Genomic DNA, 15802 nt, shown 5'->3' with positions numbered 1-15802 from the left:
GGAGGGGTGAGGGGGCCCGGTTTCAGTTCGCGGCTTCCTGCTGCAGAATCTGCTGGTAAGCCGGCAGCGTGAGGAATTCCTCGCATTCCTTCGCCTTGGTCATGTCGGAGAAGAGCTTCACAGCCTCTTCGAAGTGACCCTTCGTCCAGCGCTCTTCGCCGAGCGTTTCGCGGAGTTTCTTCATCTCGTCGTCGAGCACTTCGTCGAAGAGCTCGGGCGTGACCTTGCGGCCATCGCTGAGGTCGGCGCCGTGATAGATCCACTGCCAGAGTTGCGTCCGGCTGATTTCGGCCGTCGCGGCGTCTTCCATCAGATTGTAGAGCGGCACGGCGCCGCGTCCGCCGAGCCAGGCTTCGATATACTGAACGCCCACGCGGCAGCATTCGCGCATACCCTCTTCGGTCCGCTCGCCCGTATGCGGCTCGAGCAGTTCCTTCTGGCCGACATCCACGTCCTGCCTCTGGCGGGCAAGCTGGTTGGGACCTTCGAGCTTGCCGAAGATTTCCATGGCCACCGCGACGAGGTCGGGATGCGCGACCCAGGTTCCGTCATGGCCGTTATTGGCCTCGCGTTCCTTGTCGGCACGAACCTTGGCAAAGGCGGCTTCGTTGGCGGCTTCGTCGCCCTTCACCGGGATCTGGGCGGCCATGCCGCCCATGGCGAAGGCGCCGCGCTCATGACAGGTCTTCACCAGCAGCAGCGAATAGGCGTTCAGGAAGGCCTTGCCCATCACCACCTGCGCGCGGTCGGGCAGGATGAAGTTCGGGTTTTTGCCCAGCCGCTTGATGTAGCTGAAGATGTAGTCCCAGCGTCCGCAATTGAGGCCGACGATGTGATCCTTCAGTTCGTAAAGGATCTCATGCATTTCGAAGGCGGCGGGCAGGGTCTCGATCAGGATGGTGGTCTTGATCGTGCCGTTGGGGACGCCGAGGGCCTTCTGCGCATCGATGAAGATGTCGTTCCAGAGGCGCGCCTCCAGATGGCTTTCCATCTTCGGCAGGTAGAAATAGGGGCCGGAACCGGATGCGATCTGCTTCTTCGCATTGTGGAAGAAATAGAGGCCGAAATCGAAAATACCGCCGGACATGGGCTGGCCGTCGACTTCGACATGCGCCTCTTCCAGGTGCCAGCCGCGCGGCCGCACGATCAGTGTCGCGGGCTTTTCGATCACGTCATAGGTCTTGCCGTTGGATTCGTCGGTGAAACCGATCGACTTGTCCCAATAGGCCATCATGTTCTGCTGGCCGCCGATCATGTTGTCCCATGTCGGCGCCGCGGCATCCTCGAAGTCCGTCATGTAGGACTGCGCGCCGGAGTTCAGCGCGTTGATGACCATCTTGCGGTTGTCGACCGGGCCGGTGATTTCCACGCGGCGGTCGAGCAGATCCTGCGGGATCGGTGCGACCTTCCAGTCGCCTTCGCGGATGTTCTTCGTCTCCGGCAGGAAGTCGGGCAGCTCGCCGGTATCGAATTTCTTCTGACGCTCGGCGCGCGCGGCGAGCAGCTCCTTGCGGCGGGCGCCGAATTTGCGCTCCAGCGCCACTACGAATTCCAGGGCTTCCTGGGTCAGGATGCGCTCATAGCCGGGCTTCATCGCGCCCTTGATGACAACGCCGTCCACGCTCGGTGCTCCGCTCATGCTTGCTCGCCTCCGCTGGCCGTTCTCGGGTTCTGGATTTGCGGCGGTCATACATTGACGACAGCCGAATGTCCATGACCGAGGGTCCATTTCCTAAGCTATTGAAAAGATTGAAGTAAAGTTGTTGACAAGATTCGCTGTCGTTTTTGTTGAAAATGTAAATTTTGTAAATTATTTTCAGCGGAGCCGGATCGTTCGGGATCCGGATTCCTGTAAGAGAGTCAGTCACATGGCAGCCGAAAAGAAGGTTTTTGCCGGCCCGCGCATCAGGCGCCTTCGCCGCGAACGGAAACTTACCCAGGCCCGCATGGCGGAGAATCTCGGCATCTCCGCGAGCTATCTGAATCTGATCGAACGCAATCAGAGACCCGTTTCCGTACAGATTCTGCTGAAGCTCGCCGAAGTCTTCGATGTCGACCTCAGGACGCTGGGCGGCGACGACGAGGCCCGGGCTCTCACCGTGCTGCGCGAAATCTTCGCCGATCCCGTCTTTCGCGATGCCGGGCTATCCATCCAGGACCTGCAGGAGGTCGCCGCGGCGAGCCCCGCCTTCGCCGATGCGGTGTCGACGCTCTATCGCTCCTATCAGGAATCCATGACCAGCGGCGCCATGCTGGCCGAGCGCCTTGCCGATCGCGATATCGACGATGCGAGCGATACGCCCGGCCTGCCGCTGGAGGAGGTGCGGGACTTCATCAACAGCCGCAAGAACCATTTTCCCGCCCTCGATGCCGCAGCGGAGGAACTTTACGAGAGCGCGCGCATCAGCGCGGACGAGCCTTATGTCAGCCTGCGCAATGCGCTGCGCGACAAGCATGGCGTCTCGACCCGGATCGCGCCCGCCGACATCATGTCGGGCGAGTTGCGCCGCTATGACCGTCACCGCCAGACGATCTTCCTCTCCGAACTTCTCGATCAACCGGGCCGTTCTTTCCAGCTTGCCTATCAGCTCGGCTATTTTGAACAATCCCGGACCATCGAGGATATCGTCGAGAGTTCCGGTCTCGACAGCGATGAGGCCTGCCGTCTCATGCGTGTCGCGCTGGCGAATTATTTCGCGGCGGCGCTCCTCATGCCCTACGACGCCTTTCTCAGGACGGCGGAGCAGACCAATTACGATATCCGGCTGCTGGGCCGCCGTTTCGGCACGAGCTTCGAGCAGGTCTGCCATCGCCTGACGACGCTGCAGCGGCCCGGGGCGAAAGGTATCCCCTTCTTTCTCATCCGTGTGGACAATGCGGGCAATGTCTCCAAACGTTTCTCGGCTGCGGGGTTCCACTTCGCGCGCTTCGGCGGCACCTGCCCGCGATGGAACGTGCATGACGCCTTTCGTGTGCCGGGGCAGGTCTATTCCCAGATCGTGCAGATGGAAGACGGTACGCGCTATTTCTCGATCGCCCGCACGGTGAGCCGGGCAGGGTCGGGGATAGGCGTGCCGGGCGACCAGTATGTGGTGGGGCTCGGTTGCGACATCGCCCATGCGCGCAAACTTATATATAGCCAGGGATACGATCTCGACGACGAGCGCGGCGCCATGCCCATCGGCGTCAACTGCCGGCTCTGCGAACGGCTCGACTGTTCGCAGCGTGCCTTCCCGCCGCTGAAGCACCGCTTGCGTGTGGACGACCATGTGCGCGGTGTTTCGCCTTTCGGGGTGCCTGTGATGGAAGAGCGGGAGGCAGGCGAATAGCGCTTCAGAGCCCCATCAGCGCCCGCGCGCCATAGGCGAAGGCTGCCAGCGCCACGACGCCGGCAAGCCAGATACCCGCAAACCAGAAGAGCCGCTTGCGGGCGTCGGAAGCGTTGCGATGGTTATTCTCCGCCATAGCCCCCATGCTCCGTCGCCTTGCCTCTGAACACGCTATAGGCGTACCAGGTGTAGCCAAGCACCATCGGCAGGACGAGCGCCACGCCCACCATCGCGAAGATCACGCTGGAACGCGGTGCGACAGCGTCATAGATCGTGATGTCGGGCGGGATGATGTGCGGATAGAGGGAAATGCCGATCCCTGCAAAGCCGAGAACGAAGAGCCCGATCGAAGAGAGGAACGGTGCGAGCTCCCGGTCCGACAGGATGGTGTAGAAAAGCCATGCGGCCAGAAGAGCCGTGAGAACCGGGATCGGGAACAGGAAGACGAGATTGATGCCGCCGAACCAGCGATCGGCGATCGCGGGCCGGAGGAAGGGCGTCAATACGCTGACCGCCGCCATGGCGATAAGCACGCCGCCCGCCAGAACCAGCGCTGAGCGTCTGGCCCAGGCCTGAAGGTCGTCCTCCGTTTTCAGGATGAGCCAGGTCGCCCCCAGCAGCCCGTAACCGACCACCGTGCCGAGACCGGTCAACACGGTGAAGGGTGAGAACCAGTCGAACATGCCGCCCGCATAGTGAAGGCCTTCGACGCGGACGCCCTGTACAAGCGCGCCGACCAGCACACCTTGCATGAAAGCCGCGATCAGCGAGCCACCGAAGAAACTCGCGCTCCACAAATGGGTGCTCGTATCGGCTTGGTGACGGAATTCGAAAGCGACGCCCCGGAAGATCAGGGCAAAGAGCATCAGCATGACGGGGATATAGAAGGCCGATAGCGCGACCGAATAAACGAGCGGGAAGAAAACCATCAGCCCGCCGCCGCCGAGTACGAGCCAGGTCTCGTTGCCGTCCCAGACGGGCGCGACGGAGTTCATCATGATGTTGCGCGACCGGCTATCCGGCGCGAAGGGGAAAAGAATACCCGTGCCGAGATCGAAACCGTCCAGCAGCACATAGGCCAGAATGGCGGCGGCGATGATGCCGGCGGATATGAGAGCGAGAATTTCCATGGGAACTGCCTCCTATTCCGCGGGAACTACAAGGCCGGGACGCGCGCCGCGCATGGCCTCGGGCGTTTCGCCGGTTGTTTCCGGTTCGGACGGGCCCTGGCGGATGAGCTTGCCCAAATAGTAGAGGAAAGCGCCGAAGAGCCCGCCATAGACGATGAGGAAAATCGTCAGCGTCGTCGCGATCGCACTGGCCGCCACGCTGGGCGAGGTGCTGTCAGCGGTGCGTAACAAGCCGTAGACGGTATAGGGCTGGCGGCCCACCTCCGTGACGAACCAGCCTGCCAGCGTCGCAACGAAGCCTGTCGGCGTGAGTGCGACGGCCAGCCATTTGAGCGGGCGCGTGTCGTAGAGCCGGCCGCGCCAGCGCGCCCACAGGCCCCAGAGGCCGAGCGCGACGAACAGGAATCCGAGCCCAACCATCAGGCGGAACGACCAGAAGACGATACCCACGGGCGGGCGATCCGCCTTGGGAACCTCCTTGAGGCCGGGGACAACGCCGTCCGCGCTGTGTCGGAGAATGAGGCTGGCGCCGTTCGGTATGCCGACCTCCAGATGGTTGGTCTCCTCGGCCTGATCCGGAATGGCAAAGAGAAGCAAGGGCACGTTGGATTCCGTGTTCCAGTTGCCTTCCATCGCCGCGACCTTGATCGGCTGGTGTTCGAGCGTGTTGAGCCCATGCTGGTCTCCGAGCAGAACCTGCAGCGGGGCAAGAACGAGCACCCCCCACATGGCGATGGAAAAGGCCCGCCGCGCGGTGCCGGTCGTGTCGCCGCGCAGAATGTAGAAGGCGGAAATACCGGAAATGACGAGCGACGTCGTGAGGTAAGACGCGGTCGTCATGTGGAGGAAGCGATAGACGAAGGACGGATTGAAAATGACGGCGAGCCAGTCATCCACCACGAAATGTCCGTCCACGATGGAAGCGCCCGCCGGCGTCTGCATCCAGCTGTTTGCGGAAAGAATCCAGAAGGCAGAGAGTGCCGTGCCGAAAGCGACGAGGGATGTGGCGAGGAAATGGAGTTTTTCGCCGACCTTGTCCCAGCCGAAAAGCATGATGCCGAGAAAGCCTGCTTCCAGGAAAAAGGCGGTCAGTACCTCGAAGCCGAGGAGCGGCCCGAGCACGGGCCCCGTGATGCGTGAAAATTCCGACCAGTTGGTGCCGAACTGGTAGGAGAGAACGAGGCCGGAAACCACGCCCATGCCGAAGGCCAGCGCGAAAATCTTGACCCAGAATTTGTAGAGCCGCAGGAAGGTGTCGTCCCTGGTGCGCAGCCATCGCCATTCAAGGAATGTGAGATAGCCGGCAAGACCGATGGTGAGAGTCGGGAACAGGATATGAAATGAAACGGTAAACGCGAATTGCAGCCTGCCGAGTATTTCGGGATCTATGGGGGGCATCGATCACCTCATGACATGAGCACGTGCGACCGGTGAACCATACACCTCTGCGTTGGTGAGAGAAGCCCGCCTCTCTCGATTGACACAATCTGACGCAGCGCATTTTGACGCGGCGCAGCAATTCGGGAATGCGCCTTTGTCAGAAACGCGAGCTATCAGATCAGCCTGTCGGGCGGGAAGGTCAGGACGATCCGCATGAGCCGCTGTTCCCCGTCGAGACCGCGTCCGCCATCGACATGCAGGCTGCCATCATGCATTTCCATCACCTTGCGGGTCAGCGAGAGGGCAAGGCTTTCGGGGCGCGGGGCGCTACTGTCTTCGGCGCTCACAAACGGATCGTCGCCACTCTCAAGCTCGCTGAAGCGGCCCTGACCGGGCCAGTCGTGTTTCTCCTCGAGAACGACGTCCAGTCCCTTGTCGGACTCGGCGATGCGCATATGCAGCGTTGCGCCGCGATGGGCGCAATGGACGGCTTCTGAAATCAGCCTGAAGAAGCCCTGGCGAAGGCGTTTCTGATCGCCGCGCAGGCCGGGCAGGCGCGCGGCGGTTTCCAGCTCCAGCGTCACGCCTTCGGCTCTGGCATTGCTTCGCTGGCTCGTCATGGCGATTTCGACGAGTTGTGCGACGCTGCAAATCTCGTCGGTCAGATCGATGCGATCGGTTTCCGCCTCCGCGATGCCCAGCAGATCCTCGATCATGTCGAGCAGCATGGTGCCGGAGGAATGGATGTCCTGCGCGTATTCGCGATAGCGCCCTTCGCCGAGCGGACCGAGCTGCTCGTTCTTCATCAGTTCCGAAAAGCCGATGATGTGGGTAAGCGGGGTCCGCAGGTCGTGATTGACGTTGGAGAAGAAACTTTGATTGCGGCGCAGCACGTCTTTCGTTTCCTCTTCCGCCGATTTCAGCGTGTGCTGCAGTGCGCGGCGCACGGTCGTATCGGTAAGCGCGGCCACGCGGGCGGGTACGCCGCCCCATTGCGTGTCGACGACGCGCATTTCCGCAAAACGCAGATCGCCGTCCGGCCGGTTCACTTTGACATCGTGTTCGCCGGGTTCCGACGGCAGGTCGAAAGGCTTGCCCTGCAGGTCGACGGCCCTGCAGCCGAGAATTTCCTCGGCCGCATCATTCATGAACTGAACCAGCCCGTCGGAATCGAGGATCACGATGGCTTCCGCCGATTCCTGAACCAGGGTAAGGCCCGGCGCGTCGGTAACCGGCGCAGCGCAGTGTTCGTCGTTCCGGTTGCGCCGAATGACCGCCCTGCGGACGGCCATGGCGACCCTGCGAGGGGCATCGTCGGTGACGCCGATGCAATCGTCGGCGCCCGCTTTCATCGCTTCGGTCTGAAGGGTGGGGTCGTCGAAGCCGATGGCGATGACGGGGGCATCGGGGCCGATCGTTACCACGCGACGGAGAAAGGAGATTTCCGTCGGCGCGCCAGACCCGATATCGATGATGATCGCGTCGATCCCCGGGGCCATCAGCGGTTCGAGCCCATGCTCGATTCCGGAAAAGCTGAACTGGCATGGTCCCGCGCCGGCATCCGCCGCGAGGTCTGCGAGGCCGCGCTTCAATGCGGCGGAACGGGTGATCGTATGCACGGTCAAATGCCGCAGCACATCTGCGCCGGAGCGGTTTTCGTCGTGAATGTCCTCTGTCCACCGCGCAGCATCGCTGTGGAACGAGATGGCTTGCTGTCCCATCGACCTTGTGTCCCTTGCCGATCCGGTACGCCCGCCCATAGCCGCCAACCCGGCTATCCAGCCCATTCACACAAGAGCATGGTAAACGCGACTGGCGATTTGCGCGCCGTTCTTTCTCGACAATCGATTCGACAGGTAAATGGGGTGTTAATGTCCCCAGCATGTTGTGGATAGTTTGCCGAACACCCACAAGAAGGGGATGCAGGGGCGGTATGAAAAGGTGAGTCAAACCAAAGGCATGACTCAGCCCGCTCCCGTGTGAGCAAGCCCTGAAAGGCTGAGAAATTTTTTCGCGAAAAGGCGCGGAATTCAGCGGTTTGCGGACGAGAGAGAGCCGGATCTGCACATCCTGCCGGCCATATTGATTCGTGGCGGCGGGCCCCGCGGCCCCGGCAGCTTGTTATGCCTACCCCGATAGGCTAGGAATGCGCCCGATTTCAGCGTTCCGGCTCATTCAGTCTCCGGTCATGGCCAAGAAAGAAAAGACATTCCGCCCCAAGGCGCGTGTGCCGAAGGGGGTTCGCGACATTTCGGGCCCGCTATTGCGGTCGGAAGCGCGCATGCTTGCGCGCATTCGCGAGGTCTATGAGCGTTATGGCTTCGACCCGCTGGAAACCTCCGCCATCGAATATGCCGATGCGCTGGGCAAATTCCTGCCCGACGAGGACCGGCCGAATGAAGGCGTTTTCGCCTTCCAGGACGATGACGAGCAATGGATGGCGCTGCGCTACGATCTGACGGCGCCGCTCGCCCGCTATGTGGCCGAGAATTATGACGGCCTGCCCAAGCCCTTCCGCCGCTATCAGACCGGTCCCGTCTGGCGCAACGAGAAGCCGGGGCCGGGCCGTTTCCGTCAGTTCACCCAGTTCGACGCCGATACTGTCGGCGCGCCGACGGTCGCCGCCGATGCCGAGATGGTGATGCTGGCCTGCGACTGCTTCGAGGCGGTGGGGATCCCGCGCGGCTCCTATCGGCTGCGCGCCAGCAACCGCAAGGTGCTGGACGGCCTGATGGAAGAGATCGGCATTGCAGGCGAACCCGGTAGCGTTGTCCACATGACAGTGCTGCGCGCGATCGACAAATATGACCGTCTGGGCCGCCAGGGCGTGGAGCTTTTGCTGGGACCGGGCCGCAAGGACGAATCCGGCGACTTCACCAAGGGCGCGGGGCTTGAGCCCGATCAGATCGCGCGCGTGATGGACTATGTGGAGTCCGGTGTCGGTACGGAAGAGAGCGACCGCAAGGCCACGCTGGATGGCTGGCGCAAAGTCGTCGGCAAGTCCGAAATCGGCCTTGAGGGCGTGGAAGAACTCGCCGAGATGGACGCACTCTTCACCGCCGCGGGATACGGCTCGGACCGGATCGAATTCAACAGCTGGATCGTGCGCGGCCTCGGCTACTACACCGGCCCGGTTTTCGAATCCGATCTTCTGTTCGAGGTGAAGGACGAGAAGGGCAATCCGGTGCGCTTCGGCTCGGTGGGCTCGGGCGGGCGCTATGACGGCCTGGTAGAGCGCTTCAAGGGCGTGAAAGTGCCCGCGACGGGCTTTTCCATCGGCGTGAGCCGCCTGCTGGCCGCGCTGGAGCTTCTCGGCAAGCTGGAAGACGAAGCGCAGTCCGCCCCGGTCGTCGTGCTGACGCTGGACGCCGACCGCATGGCGGATTCCCAGGCCATGACGCGGGAACTGCGCGAGGCGGGTATCCGGGCCGAGATGTATCTCGGCGGCTCCGGCATGCGCGCCCAGATGAAATATGCCGACAGGCGCGGCGCTCCGATTGCCGTGATCGAGGGCGAGGATGAACGAGCCCGGGGCGAGGTTACGCTCAAGGACCTCATTCTCGGCGCGGAGATGTCCAAGGAAATCGAGGACAATGCGGAATGGCGCGAGGGCCAGCCCGCCCAGGTATCTATCCCGCGCGCAAATCTTGTCGAGGAAGTCGAGAAGATGCTCGCCCGCCATAGCTCCCATGCGGGCCATCACGGCCGGTAGGCCGTATTCCATCCTTTCCCGAAATTTATCGAATTTATGCTAGACAGGGCGCGCGCCGGAAAACGAGGCATCGCGCGATAAAGAGGCACATCATGCCGAAAACAGTCCAGACCTCCGACGAGGTCGAAATCCGCACCCTGCGGGAGACGCTGACGGGGGAATTGCGGTCCGTCTTCAAGACGGCCGGATGCGAGCGCGTGGAACCTTCCGTGCTGCAGCCCGCCGATGTCTTCCTCGACCGGTCCGGCGAGGATATCCGCCGCCGGCTCTATATGTTCACCGATCCGGGCGGGACGGAGCTTTGCCTGAGGCCGGATCTGACCATCCCCACCTGCCGCCTGTTTCTGGAGCGGGCGGGCGATGGCAGCGAGGCGCGGCTTTCCTATTCGGGGCCGGTATATCGTTTCCAGCCGCAAGGATCGCCCAAACCCAATGAAGTGCTGCAGGCCGGCGCCGAATTGCTGGGCGCTGCCGACCGCGAGGCGGCGGATGCGGAAGCCTTCGCGCTGGCAGTCAATGGCTGCAAGGCGGCCAGGCTTGATGATTTCGAGGTCGAGATGGGCGACCTCTCGCTTTTCGATGCGCTGGTCGATGCGCTCGACATCGCGCCGGGCTGGCGGTCGCGCCTGAAGCGTCAGTTCTGGCGGCCGGACTATTTCCGGGAACTCGTGCAGCGCCTTGCAAGCGGCAATGCCGAGGCGGGCAGTGAGCAGGAGGGGCTTCTCGCCGCGCTCAACGCGCTGGATGAGAAGAGCGCCAAAAGCGTGATCGAGGATGTGCTGAAGCTCGCCAGTATTTCACCGGTCGGCGGGCGCAGCACGGGCGAGATCGCCGAGCGCCTGCTGGAGCAGGCGGCGGACGCCAGCGCCGCGCCGCTCTCCCCGGAAATCGTGAAGCTGATCGACGATTTCCTCGGCCTCACACTCGCCCCGAAAGACGTTGCGCCGCGCATTCGCGAACTGACGGCGAGTGCAGGAATTTCCATCGAGCCGCGGCTCGAGGCGCTGGAGAAGCGTCTCGCCGCCATCGAGGCGAAGGGCTTCGACCTGTCGAAGGCGCGCTTCCAGGCAGGCTTCGGGCGGCGGCTCGAATATTACACGGGCTTCGTCTTCGAGCTTCAGGTGCCCGAGCTTGGGCCGGAAAAAGTGATCGCGGGCGGCGGGCGTTATGACGGCCTGCTGAAGAGTCTCGGTGCTGTGCAATCCGTACCGGCCGTCGGTTGCGCCTTCACGGTGGAGCGTCTGGCCCGTGCCCTGAAATCGAAGGGAGTAACGAAATGAGCGGCGAACTCATCATCGGTATCCCTTCCAAGGGACGGCTTCAGGAAAACGCCAACGCCTTCTTCGCCGATGCGGGCATGAAGGTGAAACAGTCGGGCGGCGGGCGTGAATATGTGGGGCGCCTGAAGGGCGTGGATAATGTCCACATCGCTTTTCTCTCCGCTTCCGAAATCGCACTGCGTCTGGAAGAGGGATCCATCCATCTCGGCGTGACGGGCGAGGATCTCATCCGAGAGCGGATCGCCGAGCCGGAAAACAAGGTGGAGCTCGTGCTGCCGCTGGGCTTCGGCTTTGCCGACGTCGTGGTGGCCGTGCCGCAGAGCTGGATCGACGTTTCCACCATGGCCGATTTCGACGATGTGGCGCTCGCCTTTCATCGCCGTCACGGACGGCGCATTCGCATCGCGACCAAATATCTGAACCTGACGCGCGGCTTCTTCGCCGAACACGGGCTGATGGATTATCGCATCGTGGAAAGCGCGGGCGCGACGGAAGGCGCCCCGGCGGCAGGCACCGCGGAAGCGATCGTCGACATCACCACGACCGGCACCACGCTCGCGGCGAACAACCTCAAGGTGCTGGATGACGGCGTGATGCTGCGCAGTCAGGCGAACCTCGTGGCAAGCCTCAATGCGGACTGGTCGGACAAGGCGCTTGCCGCCACCGGAGAAATTCTCGACCGGGTGGATGCGAAAGCGCGCGCCGCCGCAACGGTGGAAGTGCGTTTCGCGGGCGGCGAAGGCGATGACGCCTTCCTGAGCGAGTTGGGCGAGCGTTTCGGCGCGGTCGTGCCTTTCGGTGCGGGCGCGGGGTCGCCCATCCGTATCGTGCATGTCGCCGATGCGAAGCTCTACGCGCTGACGGCGTTCCTGCACGAGAAAGGCAAGGACCGCGTCACGGCAAGCCGCGCAGGCTATATCTTCGATGCGGCAAATCCGTTGCGCACCCGCCTGAGCGAAAGGCTCGGCCGCAAGGTCTGAATACCATGCTTTCATCCCCCCTCATCCTTGCCGTCGTGGTGGTCGTGACCGCTACGCTGTCCGGCATTTTCGGCATGGCGGGCGGGATGATCCTGATGGGCTATCTGACAGTCGCCTTCACGGTCGGCGCGGCGATGATGCTGCACGGGGTCACGCAAGCCGTCTCCAACGGCTATCGCGCGATCATCAACAGGGATGCCATTCGCTGGCGTCTGGTGCTGGAAATCGTGGCGGGGAGCGCGGTAGCCCTCGGTCTCTTCATGGCGGTGCGTTTCGTGCCGGACAAGGCGACCGTCTTCCTGATCCTCGGTCTCATTCCCTTTGTCGGGTTCTCGATCCCGAAGACCTGGAACCTCGACATCACGCAGCCCTTCATCGCGCCGCTATGCGGTTTCGTGGTGACGGCCCTCACGCTGGTCGCGGGCGTGGCGGGGCCGATCCTCGACGTCTTCTTCGTCAGGAGCCCGCTGGCGCGCCATGAGATCGTGGCGACCAAGGCCGTGTCGCAGACGATCCAGCACCTGACGAAACTGCTCTATTTCGGCGTGCTGGCCTCGCATCTCCTCCCGCCCGCCGACCTGCCCTGGTGGATCTATGCGATGGTCGCCCCGCTTGCCATGCTGGGGACGACGCTGGGCAAGATGCTGCTCGACCGTATGGACGATACCCAGTTCAAGCGCTGGAGCCGCTGGCTCCTCTATGCGATCGGCAGCATATTGATTGTGCGCGGCCTGATGCTCGTGACCGGTTTATAAGCCTTTCCGGGCGACGAATTTCTTTCGGCCCGCCTCGCCGATCTTTTCAAGCGTCGGCAGGAGAGGGCGGATCATCCATGGGAAGGCGGCGGCGATACGCGCCGTCACGCTGGCGCTGTAAGGCACATAGATTTCGAGCTTGCCGGTTTCGATGCCTTTGAGGAGGGCTTGCGCCACATCCTCCGGCGTCATCACCTTGTCCACAAAATTGAGGACGGAGCCGCCATGCGTCGCCTCGTGATGCAGCATGGGGGTATCGACTGCGGCCGGATAGATCCCCGACACTTTCACCCCTTTCGGATGCAGCTCCTGATGAAGGCCGCAGAGGAAACCGCGAAGGCCGAATTTGGAAGCGGAATAGGGCGCGCTGTCCTTCAGCGCCAAGACGCCGCCCAGAGAAACCGTGGCGACCATGGCACCGTCGCCGCGCGCCTCCATCAGCGGCGCAACGGCGCGCATGAGCCGGACGGGCGCCCGCAGATTGATCTCGAGATGAGCGTCGATAACGTCCATCTCAAGGGCATTGACCGGCCCGGGCAGTCCGATACCGGCATTGTTCACCAGCGCATGGAGGTCGGAATGTGCCCGCGCGATATGCGCGCAGAGCCGCTCCACATCGTCGCGATCCGACAGGTCGCAGGCAATGATCTCCGGCGAGGTGAGGAGGGATGAAACCGTGTTACGGACGGCCTCCTCGTTCCGGTCCACCAGAATGAGTTTCATGCCCTGCCGGTCGAGCAGGCGCGCGACGGCCTGACCGATGCCGCCTGCCGCGCCCGTTACCAGCGCCTTGCGGCCCGCGAGATGGTCTCCCGGCATCAGGCGGCCTCTTTGACGGGGGTGTCGCGACGCAGGCTCTCGAAGCAGCCATCCTCAAGGTCGCTCCAGCCGAATTTGCGGCGCACCTTTTTCATGTGCTTGCGATAGGCCGCGATCTCCACATAGGTCGCATGTCGTGCCGAGCCGACGAAACGGATGCCGCCCGTCAGGTCCGGTTTGTCGGTTGCGACGAACCGGTCGAAGGCCTTCGATTTCTTACCGCCTTCCGCACGGATCATGATGCTATGCGCAATAAGGTCGGCCATCTGGTCGAAGAGCTTGTAGGCGCCGCCATTGGTTTCCATCATGCCCAGCGAATAGAGGCTCGGATGCTCGCGGCTGAAGAGGTTCATGTAGAAATCCGGCCGTCCCGATTTCCAGGTGAAGAGGGAGGGATCGACATAAGGCACCTTCCACTCATATCCCGTGGCACAGATGATGAGGTCGATCTCTTCCGACGTGCCATCCTTGAAATGGACTGTCTTGCCCTCGAAGCGCTCCACATCGGGTTTTGCCCGGATGTCGCCATGCGCGAGATAGTGGAGAAGCTGGTCGTTGACGATCGGATGGGACTCGAACACGCGATGATCCGGCGCCTGCAGGCCGAGCCGCGTCAGATCGCCGTTCAGCACCTTGAGCATGAGACCGAACACGCGCTGTTCCAGCCACATCGGCAGGGCAGGGCCGGAAGCGGCGATCACATCGGCGGGGACGCCGAAAAGCCGCTTCGGCACGAAGTGATAGCCGCGCCGCAGGCTGATGAAGGCCTTGTCCGCGCCGAAGGCTGCGTCGCAGGCGATATCGCAGCCTGAATTGCCCGCGCCGATGACCATGACGCGCTTGCCTTTGAATTCCTCTGCGTTGCGATAGGTGACGGCATGGCGCATTTCGCCGGTGAACTCGCCCGGATAGTCCGGCATGACCGGATGCCAGTTGGTGCCGTTCGCGCAGACCAGCGAGGCATAGTCTCGCGTTTCGCCATTGGACAGCGTCACGCGCCAGCTTCCGTCTTCCTGCATCTCCGCCTTGTCGACGGAGGTGTTGAAGGTGATGTGCTCGCGCAGGCCATAGGCATCGGCGAAGCTGCGCATGTAGTTCAGGATGTCCCGGTTCGACGGGTAGTCCGGATAATCCGCCGGCATGTCGAAGTCGTGATAATGCGACTGCGTTTTCGACGAGATGAAATGCGCCGTGTCATAGACCGGCGAGCCCGGATTGCTCTGGTCCCAGAGCCCGCCCACATCGCTGTGCCGTTCGAAACAGTCGAAGGGAATGCCGTAGCGCAGGAATGTCCGAACGAGGCTGAGCCCCGCCGGTCCGCCGCCCACAATGCAGACTTTTCCCGCCTTGGTCGCAGCCATATTCTTCTCCCTTTCGAATATGAATATCCCTCACATTTGTAAAATGTGATAAAGCCTCATATTTAGGAATGCAAGTCGATTCCGAAACGGCAGGGAAAATGACCGAAAACACGGCGGTCCGGCGTCAGCCGACACAGGCAAGAGCGCGGGCGCGGGTAGAGAAAATTCTGACGGCGGCGACCGAACTCATCGAGCGGACGGGATCGGACCAGCTGCGCATGAGCGAGATCGCGGCGCGGGCCGGCGTGCCCATCGGTTCGCTCTACCAGTATTTTCCCGACAAGGCCTCGATCGTTCGCACGCTGGCCGAGCGCATCATGCTGCGCGTGCGCGAAGGACTGCGGGAAAGTCTTGCCGATGTCGAAAGCGTGGAGGATGCGCTCGGCCGTCTCGACAATCTGCTGGAAGGCTACTACGCGATGTTCCTCATGGAGCCGGTGACGCGGGACATCTGGTCGGGCACGCAGTCCGACAAGGACATTCAGGACATGGACATCGAGGACAGCCGCGAGAATGCCCGCATCGTGGCGGGTGCGCTGAAGCCCTTCGTGCCGAAGAAGGAACATGCCCGCCTCGATACGGTCTGTTTCCTGTTGATGCAGCTCACCGGCGCGGCGGTGCGCCTGGCTATCGCCGTGGACCGCAAGGAGGGCGACCGCCTCGTCGCCGAATACGGACGCATGCTGCGACTGGAATACGAGGCGTTTCTTCCGGACGGCATCTGATGTGACGCAAAGACGGTCGGACCGGGAGGGGTTGCACCCCGATCGTCCGCCGCATAGTCTTCCGCGTGTAGTGGTTCCGCCGGGTAACGCCAGTGGATGAAAAGGGAACGCGGTTCAAAGCCGCGGCTGCCCCCGCAACTGTAAGCAGAGAGATCGACCTCAATTGCCACTGGCGTCCGCCGCAGGATGCCGGGAAGGCCGGGAAGATCGGAGACCTGTGAGCCAGGAGACCTGCCATTACGCCGTCAACGCGAACCAAGGGGCGGGGTGTACCCTGGAGGAAAAGATGCAGAACACAAAGACCCGCCGGTGTCATAACCGGCAAACACAA

The 15802-nt window shown here is 62.4% G+C and carries 13 protein-coding genes and 1 riboswitch; of the genes, 6 read left to right on the top strand and 7 right to left on the bottom strand.

Annotated elements, in window-relative coordinates; genetic code table 11:
• Positions 1-22: 22 nt before the first annotated feature.
• Positions 23-1639: a malate synthase A gene (gene aceB / locus FHS78_RS10590; RefSeq protein ID WP_167093986.1), complete on the bottom strand. Its 1617-nt coding sequence runs from the start codon at positions 1637-1639 to the stop codon at positions 23-25.
• Positions 1640-1868: 229 nt separating this feature from the next.
• Between aceB and FHS78_RS10585 the strand changes: the two genes are divergently transcribed.
• Complete coding sequence (locus FHS78_RS10585) at positions 1869-3329, top strand: helix-turn-helix domain-containing protein (protein ID WP_167093984.1); 1461 nt, start codon at positions 1869-1871, stop codon at positions 3327-3329.
• A 4-nt stretch (positions 3330-3333) separates the two neighbouring features.
• Here FHS78_RS10585 and FHS78_RS10580 read toward each other — a convergent pair whose 3' ends face one another.
• From FHS78_RS10580 to FHS78_RS10565, 4 genes are all read right to left on the bottom strand, one after another.
• The gene (locus FHS78_RS10580; RefSeq protein ID WP_167093982.1) at positions 3334-3465 is read right to left on the bottom strand and encodes a DUF2474 family protein; all 132 of its coding nucleotides are present in this window, start codon (positions 3463-3465) and stop codon (positions 3334-3336) included.
• On the bottom strand, positions 3452-4459 hold the full coding sequence (cydB, locus tag FHS78_RS10575) for a cytochrome d ubiquinol oxidase subunit II (RefSeq protein ID WP_167093980.1): 1008 nt from the start codon (positions 4457-4459) through the stop codon (positions 3452-3454). The genes FHS78_RS10580 and cydB overlap by 14 nt, the downstream gene beginning before the upstream one ends.
• Positions 4460-4471: 12 nt before the next feature.
• On the bottom strand, positions 4472-5857 hold the full coding sequence (locus FHS78_RS10570; RefSeq protein WP_167093978.1) for a cytochrome ubiquinol oxidase subunit I: 1386 nt from the start codon (positions 5855-5857) through the stop codon (positions 4472-4474).
• Positions 5858-6012: 155 nt separating this feature from the next.
• Positions 6013-7560, bottom strand: coding sequence for a hybrid sensor histidine kinase/response regulator (locus FHS78_RS10565; RefSeq protein WP_167093976.1), 1548 nt, complete (start codon positions 7558-7560; stop codon positions 6013-6015).
• 467 nt (positions 7561-8027) lie between these two features.
• Here FHS78_RS10565 and hisS point away from each other — a divergent pair, with 467 nt between their 5' ends.
• The 4 genes from hisS to FHS78_RS10545 all read left to right on the top strand — a co-directional run bounded on the left by hisS (position 8028) and on the right by FHS78_RS10545 (position 12566).
• On the top strand, positions 8028-9551 hold the full coding sequence (gene hisS / locus FHS78_RS10560) for a histidine--tRNA ligase (RefSeq protein ID WP_167093974.1): 1524 nt from the start codon (positions 8028-8030) through the stop codon (positions 9549-9551).
• A gap of 92 nt (positions 9552-9643) precedes the next feature.
• Positions 9644-10831, top strand: a complete 1188-nt coding sequence (locus FHS78_RS10555; RefSeq protein ID WP_167093972.1) for an ATP phosphoribosyltransferase regulatory subunit — start codon at positions 9644-9646, stop codon at positions 10829-10831.
• Positions 10828-11811, top strand: a complete 984-nt coding sequence (gene hisG, locus FHS78_RS10550) for an ATP phosphoribosyltransferase (protein WP_167093970.1) — start codon at positions 10828-10830, stop codon at positions 11809-11811. Before FHS78_RS10555 ends, hisG begins: the two co-directional genes overlap by 4 nt.
• A gap of 5 nt (positions 11812-11816) precedes the next feature.
• Positions 11817-12566 (top strand): TSUP family transporter, encoded by a 750-nt coding sequence (locus tag FHS78_RS10545; RefSeq protein WP_167093968.1) that lies wholly within the window; start codon positions 11817-11819, stop codon positions 12564-12566.
• Here the strand turns inward: FHS78_RS10545 and FHS78_RS10540 are convergent.
• Entirely contained in the window at positions 12561-13385 is an 825-nt protein-coding gene (locus FHS78_RS10540) for an SDR family NAD(P)-dependent oxidoreductase (RefSeq protein ID WP_167093965.1), read from the bottom strand. The genes FHS78_RS10545 and FHS78_RS10540 overlap by 6 nt on opposite strands.
• The gene (locus FHS78_RS10535; protein ID WP_167093963.1) at positions 13385-14746 is read right to left on the bottom strand and encodes a flavin-containing monooxygenase; all 1362 of its coding nucleotides are present in this window, start codon (positions 14744-14746) and stop codon (positions 13385-13387) included. The genes FHS78_RS10540 and FHS78_RS10535 overlap by 1 nt, the downstream gene beginning before the upstream one ends.
• A gap of 98 nt (positions 14747-14844) precedes the next feature.
• On the opposite strand from FHS78_RS10535, the gene FHS78_RS10530 reads away from it, so the two are divergent.
• A complete protein-coding gene (locus FHS78_RS10530) occupies positions 14845-15471 on the top strand; it encodes a TetR/AcrR family transcriptional regulator (RefSeq protein WP_167093961.1) in 627 nt (208 codons plus the stop codon).
• Positions 15472-15525: 54 nt separating this feature from the next.
• Positions 15526-15724, top strand: a riboswitch (cobalamin riboswitch).
• The last annotated feature ends 78 nt before the right edge of the window (positions 15725-15802 follow it).

The sequence above is a fragment of the Parvibaculum indicum genome, from assembly GCF_011762095.1.
Classification (GTDB): Bacteria; Pseudomonadota; Alphaproteobacteria; order Parvibaculales; family Parvibaculaceae; genus Parvibaculum; species Parvibaculum indicum.
The sequence above is the reverse complement of the archived record's forward strand: the minus strand, read 5'-3'. Positions and strand labels throughout refer to the sequence as shown.

Coding starts and splice junctions, on each gene's coding strand:
- aceB (WP_167093986.1), bottom strand. CDS start 1,639: ATGAGCGGAGCACCGAGCGTGGACGGCGTTGTCATCAAGGGCGCGATG.
- FHS78_RS10570 (WP_167093978.1), bottom strand. CDS start 5,857: ATGCCCCCCATAGATCCCGAAATACTCGGCAGGCTGCAATTCGCGTTT.
- FHS78_RS10585 (WP_167093984.1), top strand. CDS start 1,869: ATGGCAGCCGAAAAGAAGGTTTTTGCCGGCCCGCGCATCAGGCGCCTT.
- FHS78_RS10540 (WP_167093965.1), bottom strand. CDS start 13,385: ATGCCGGGAGACCATCTCGCGGGCCGCAAGGCGCTGGTAACGGGCGCG.
- FHS78_RS10580 (WP_167093982.1), bottom strand. CDS start 3,465: ATGGCGGAGAATAACCATCGCAACGCTTCCGACGCCCGCAAGCGGCTC.
- hisG (WP_167093970.1), top strand. CDS start 10,828: ATGAGCGGCGAACTCATCATCGGTATCCCTTCCAAGGGACGGCTTCAG.
- FHS78_RS10565 (WP_167093976.1), bottom strand. CDS start 7,560: ATGGGACAGCAAGCCATCTCGTTCCACAGCGATGCTGCGCGGTGGACA.
- FHS78_RS10535 (WP_167093963.1), bottom strand. CDS start 14,746: ATGGCTGCGACCAAGGCGGGAAAAGTCTGCATTGTGGGCGGCGGACCG.
- hisS (WP_167093974.1), top strand. CDS start 8,028: ATGGCCAAGAAAGAAAAGACATTCCGCCCCAAGGCGCGTGTGCCGAAG.
- cydB (WP_167093980.1), bottom strand. CDS start 4,459: ATGGAAATTCTCGCTCTCATATCCGCCGGCATCATCGCCGCCGCCATT.
- FHS78_RS10530 (WP_167093961.1), top strand. CDS start 14,845: ATGACCGAAAACACGGCGGTCCGGCGTCAGCCGACACAGGCAAGAGCG.
- FHS78_RS10545 (WP_167093968.1), top strand. CDS start 11,817: ATGCTTTCATCCCCCCTCATCCTTGCCGTCGTGGTGGTCGTGACCGCT.
- FHS78_RS10555 (WP_167093972.1), top strand. CDS start 9,644: ATGCCGAAAACAGTCCAGACCTCCGACGAGGTCGAAATCCGCACCCTG.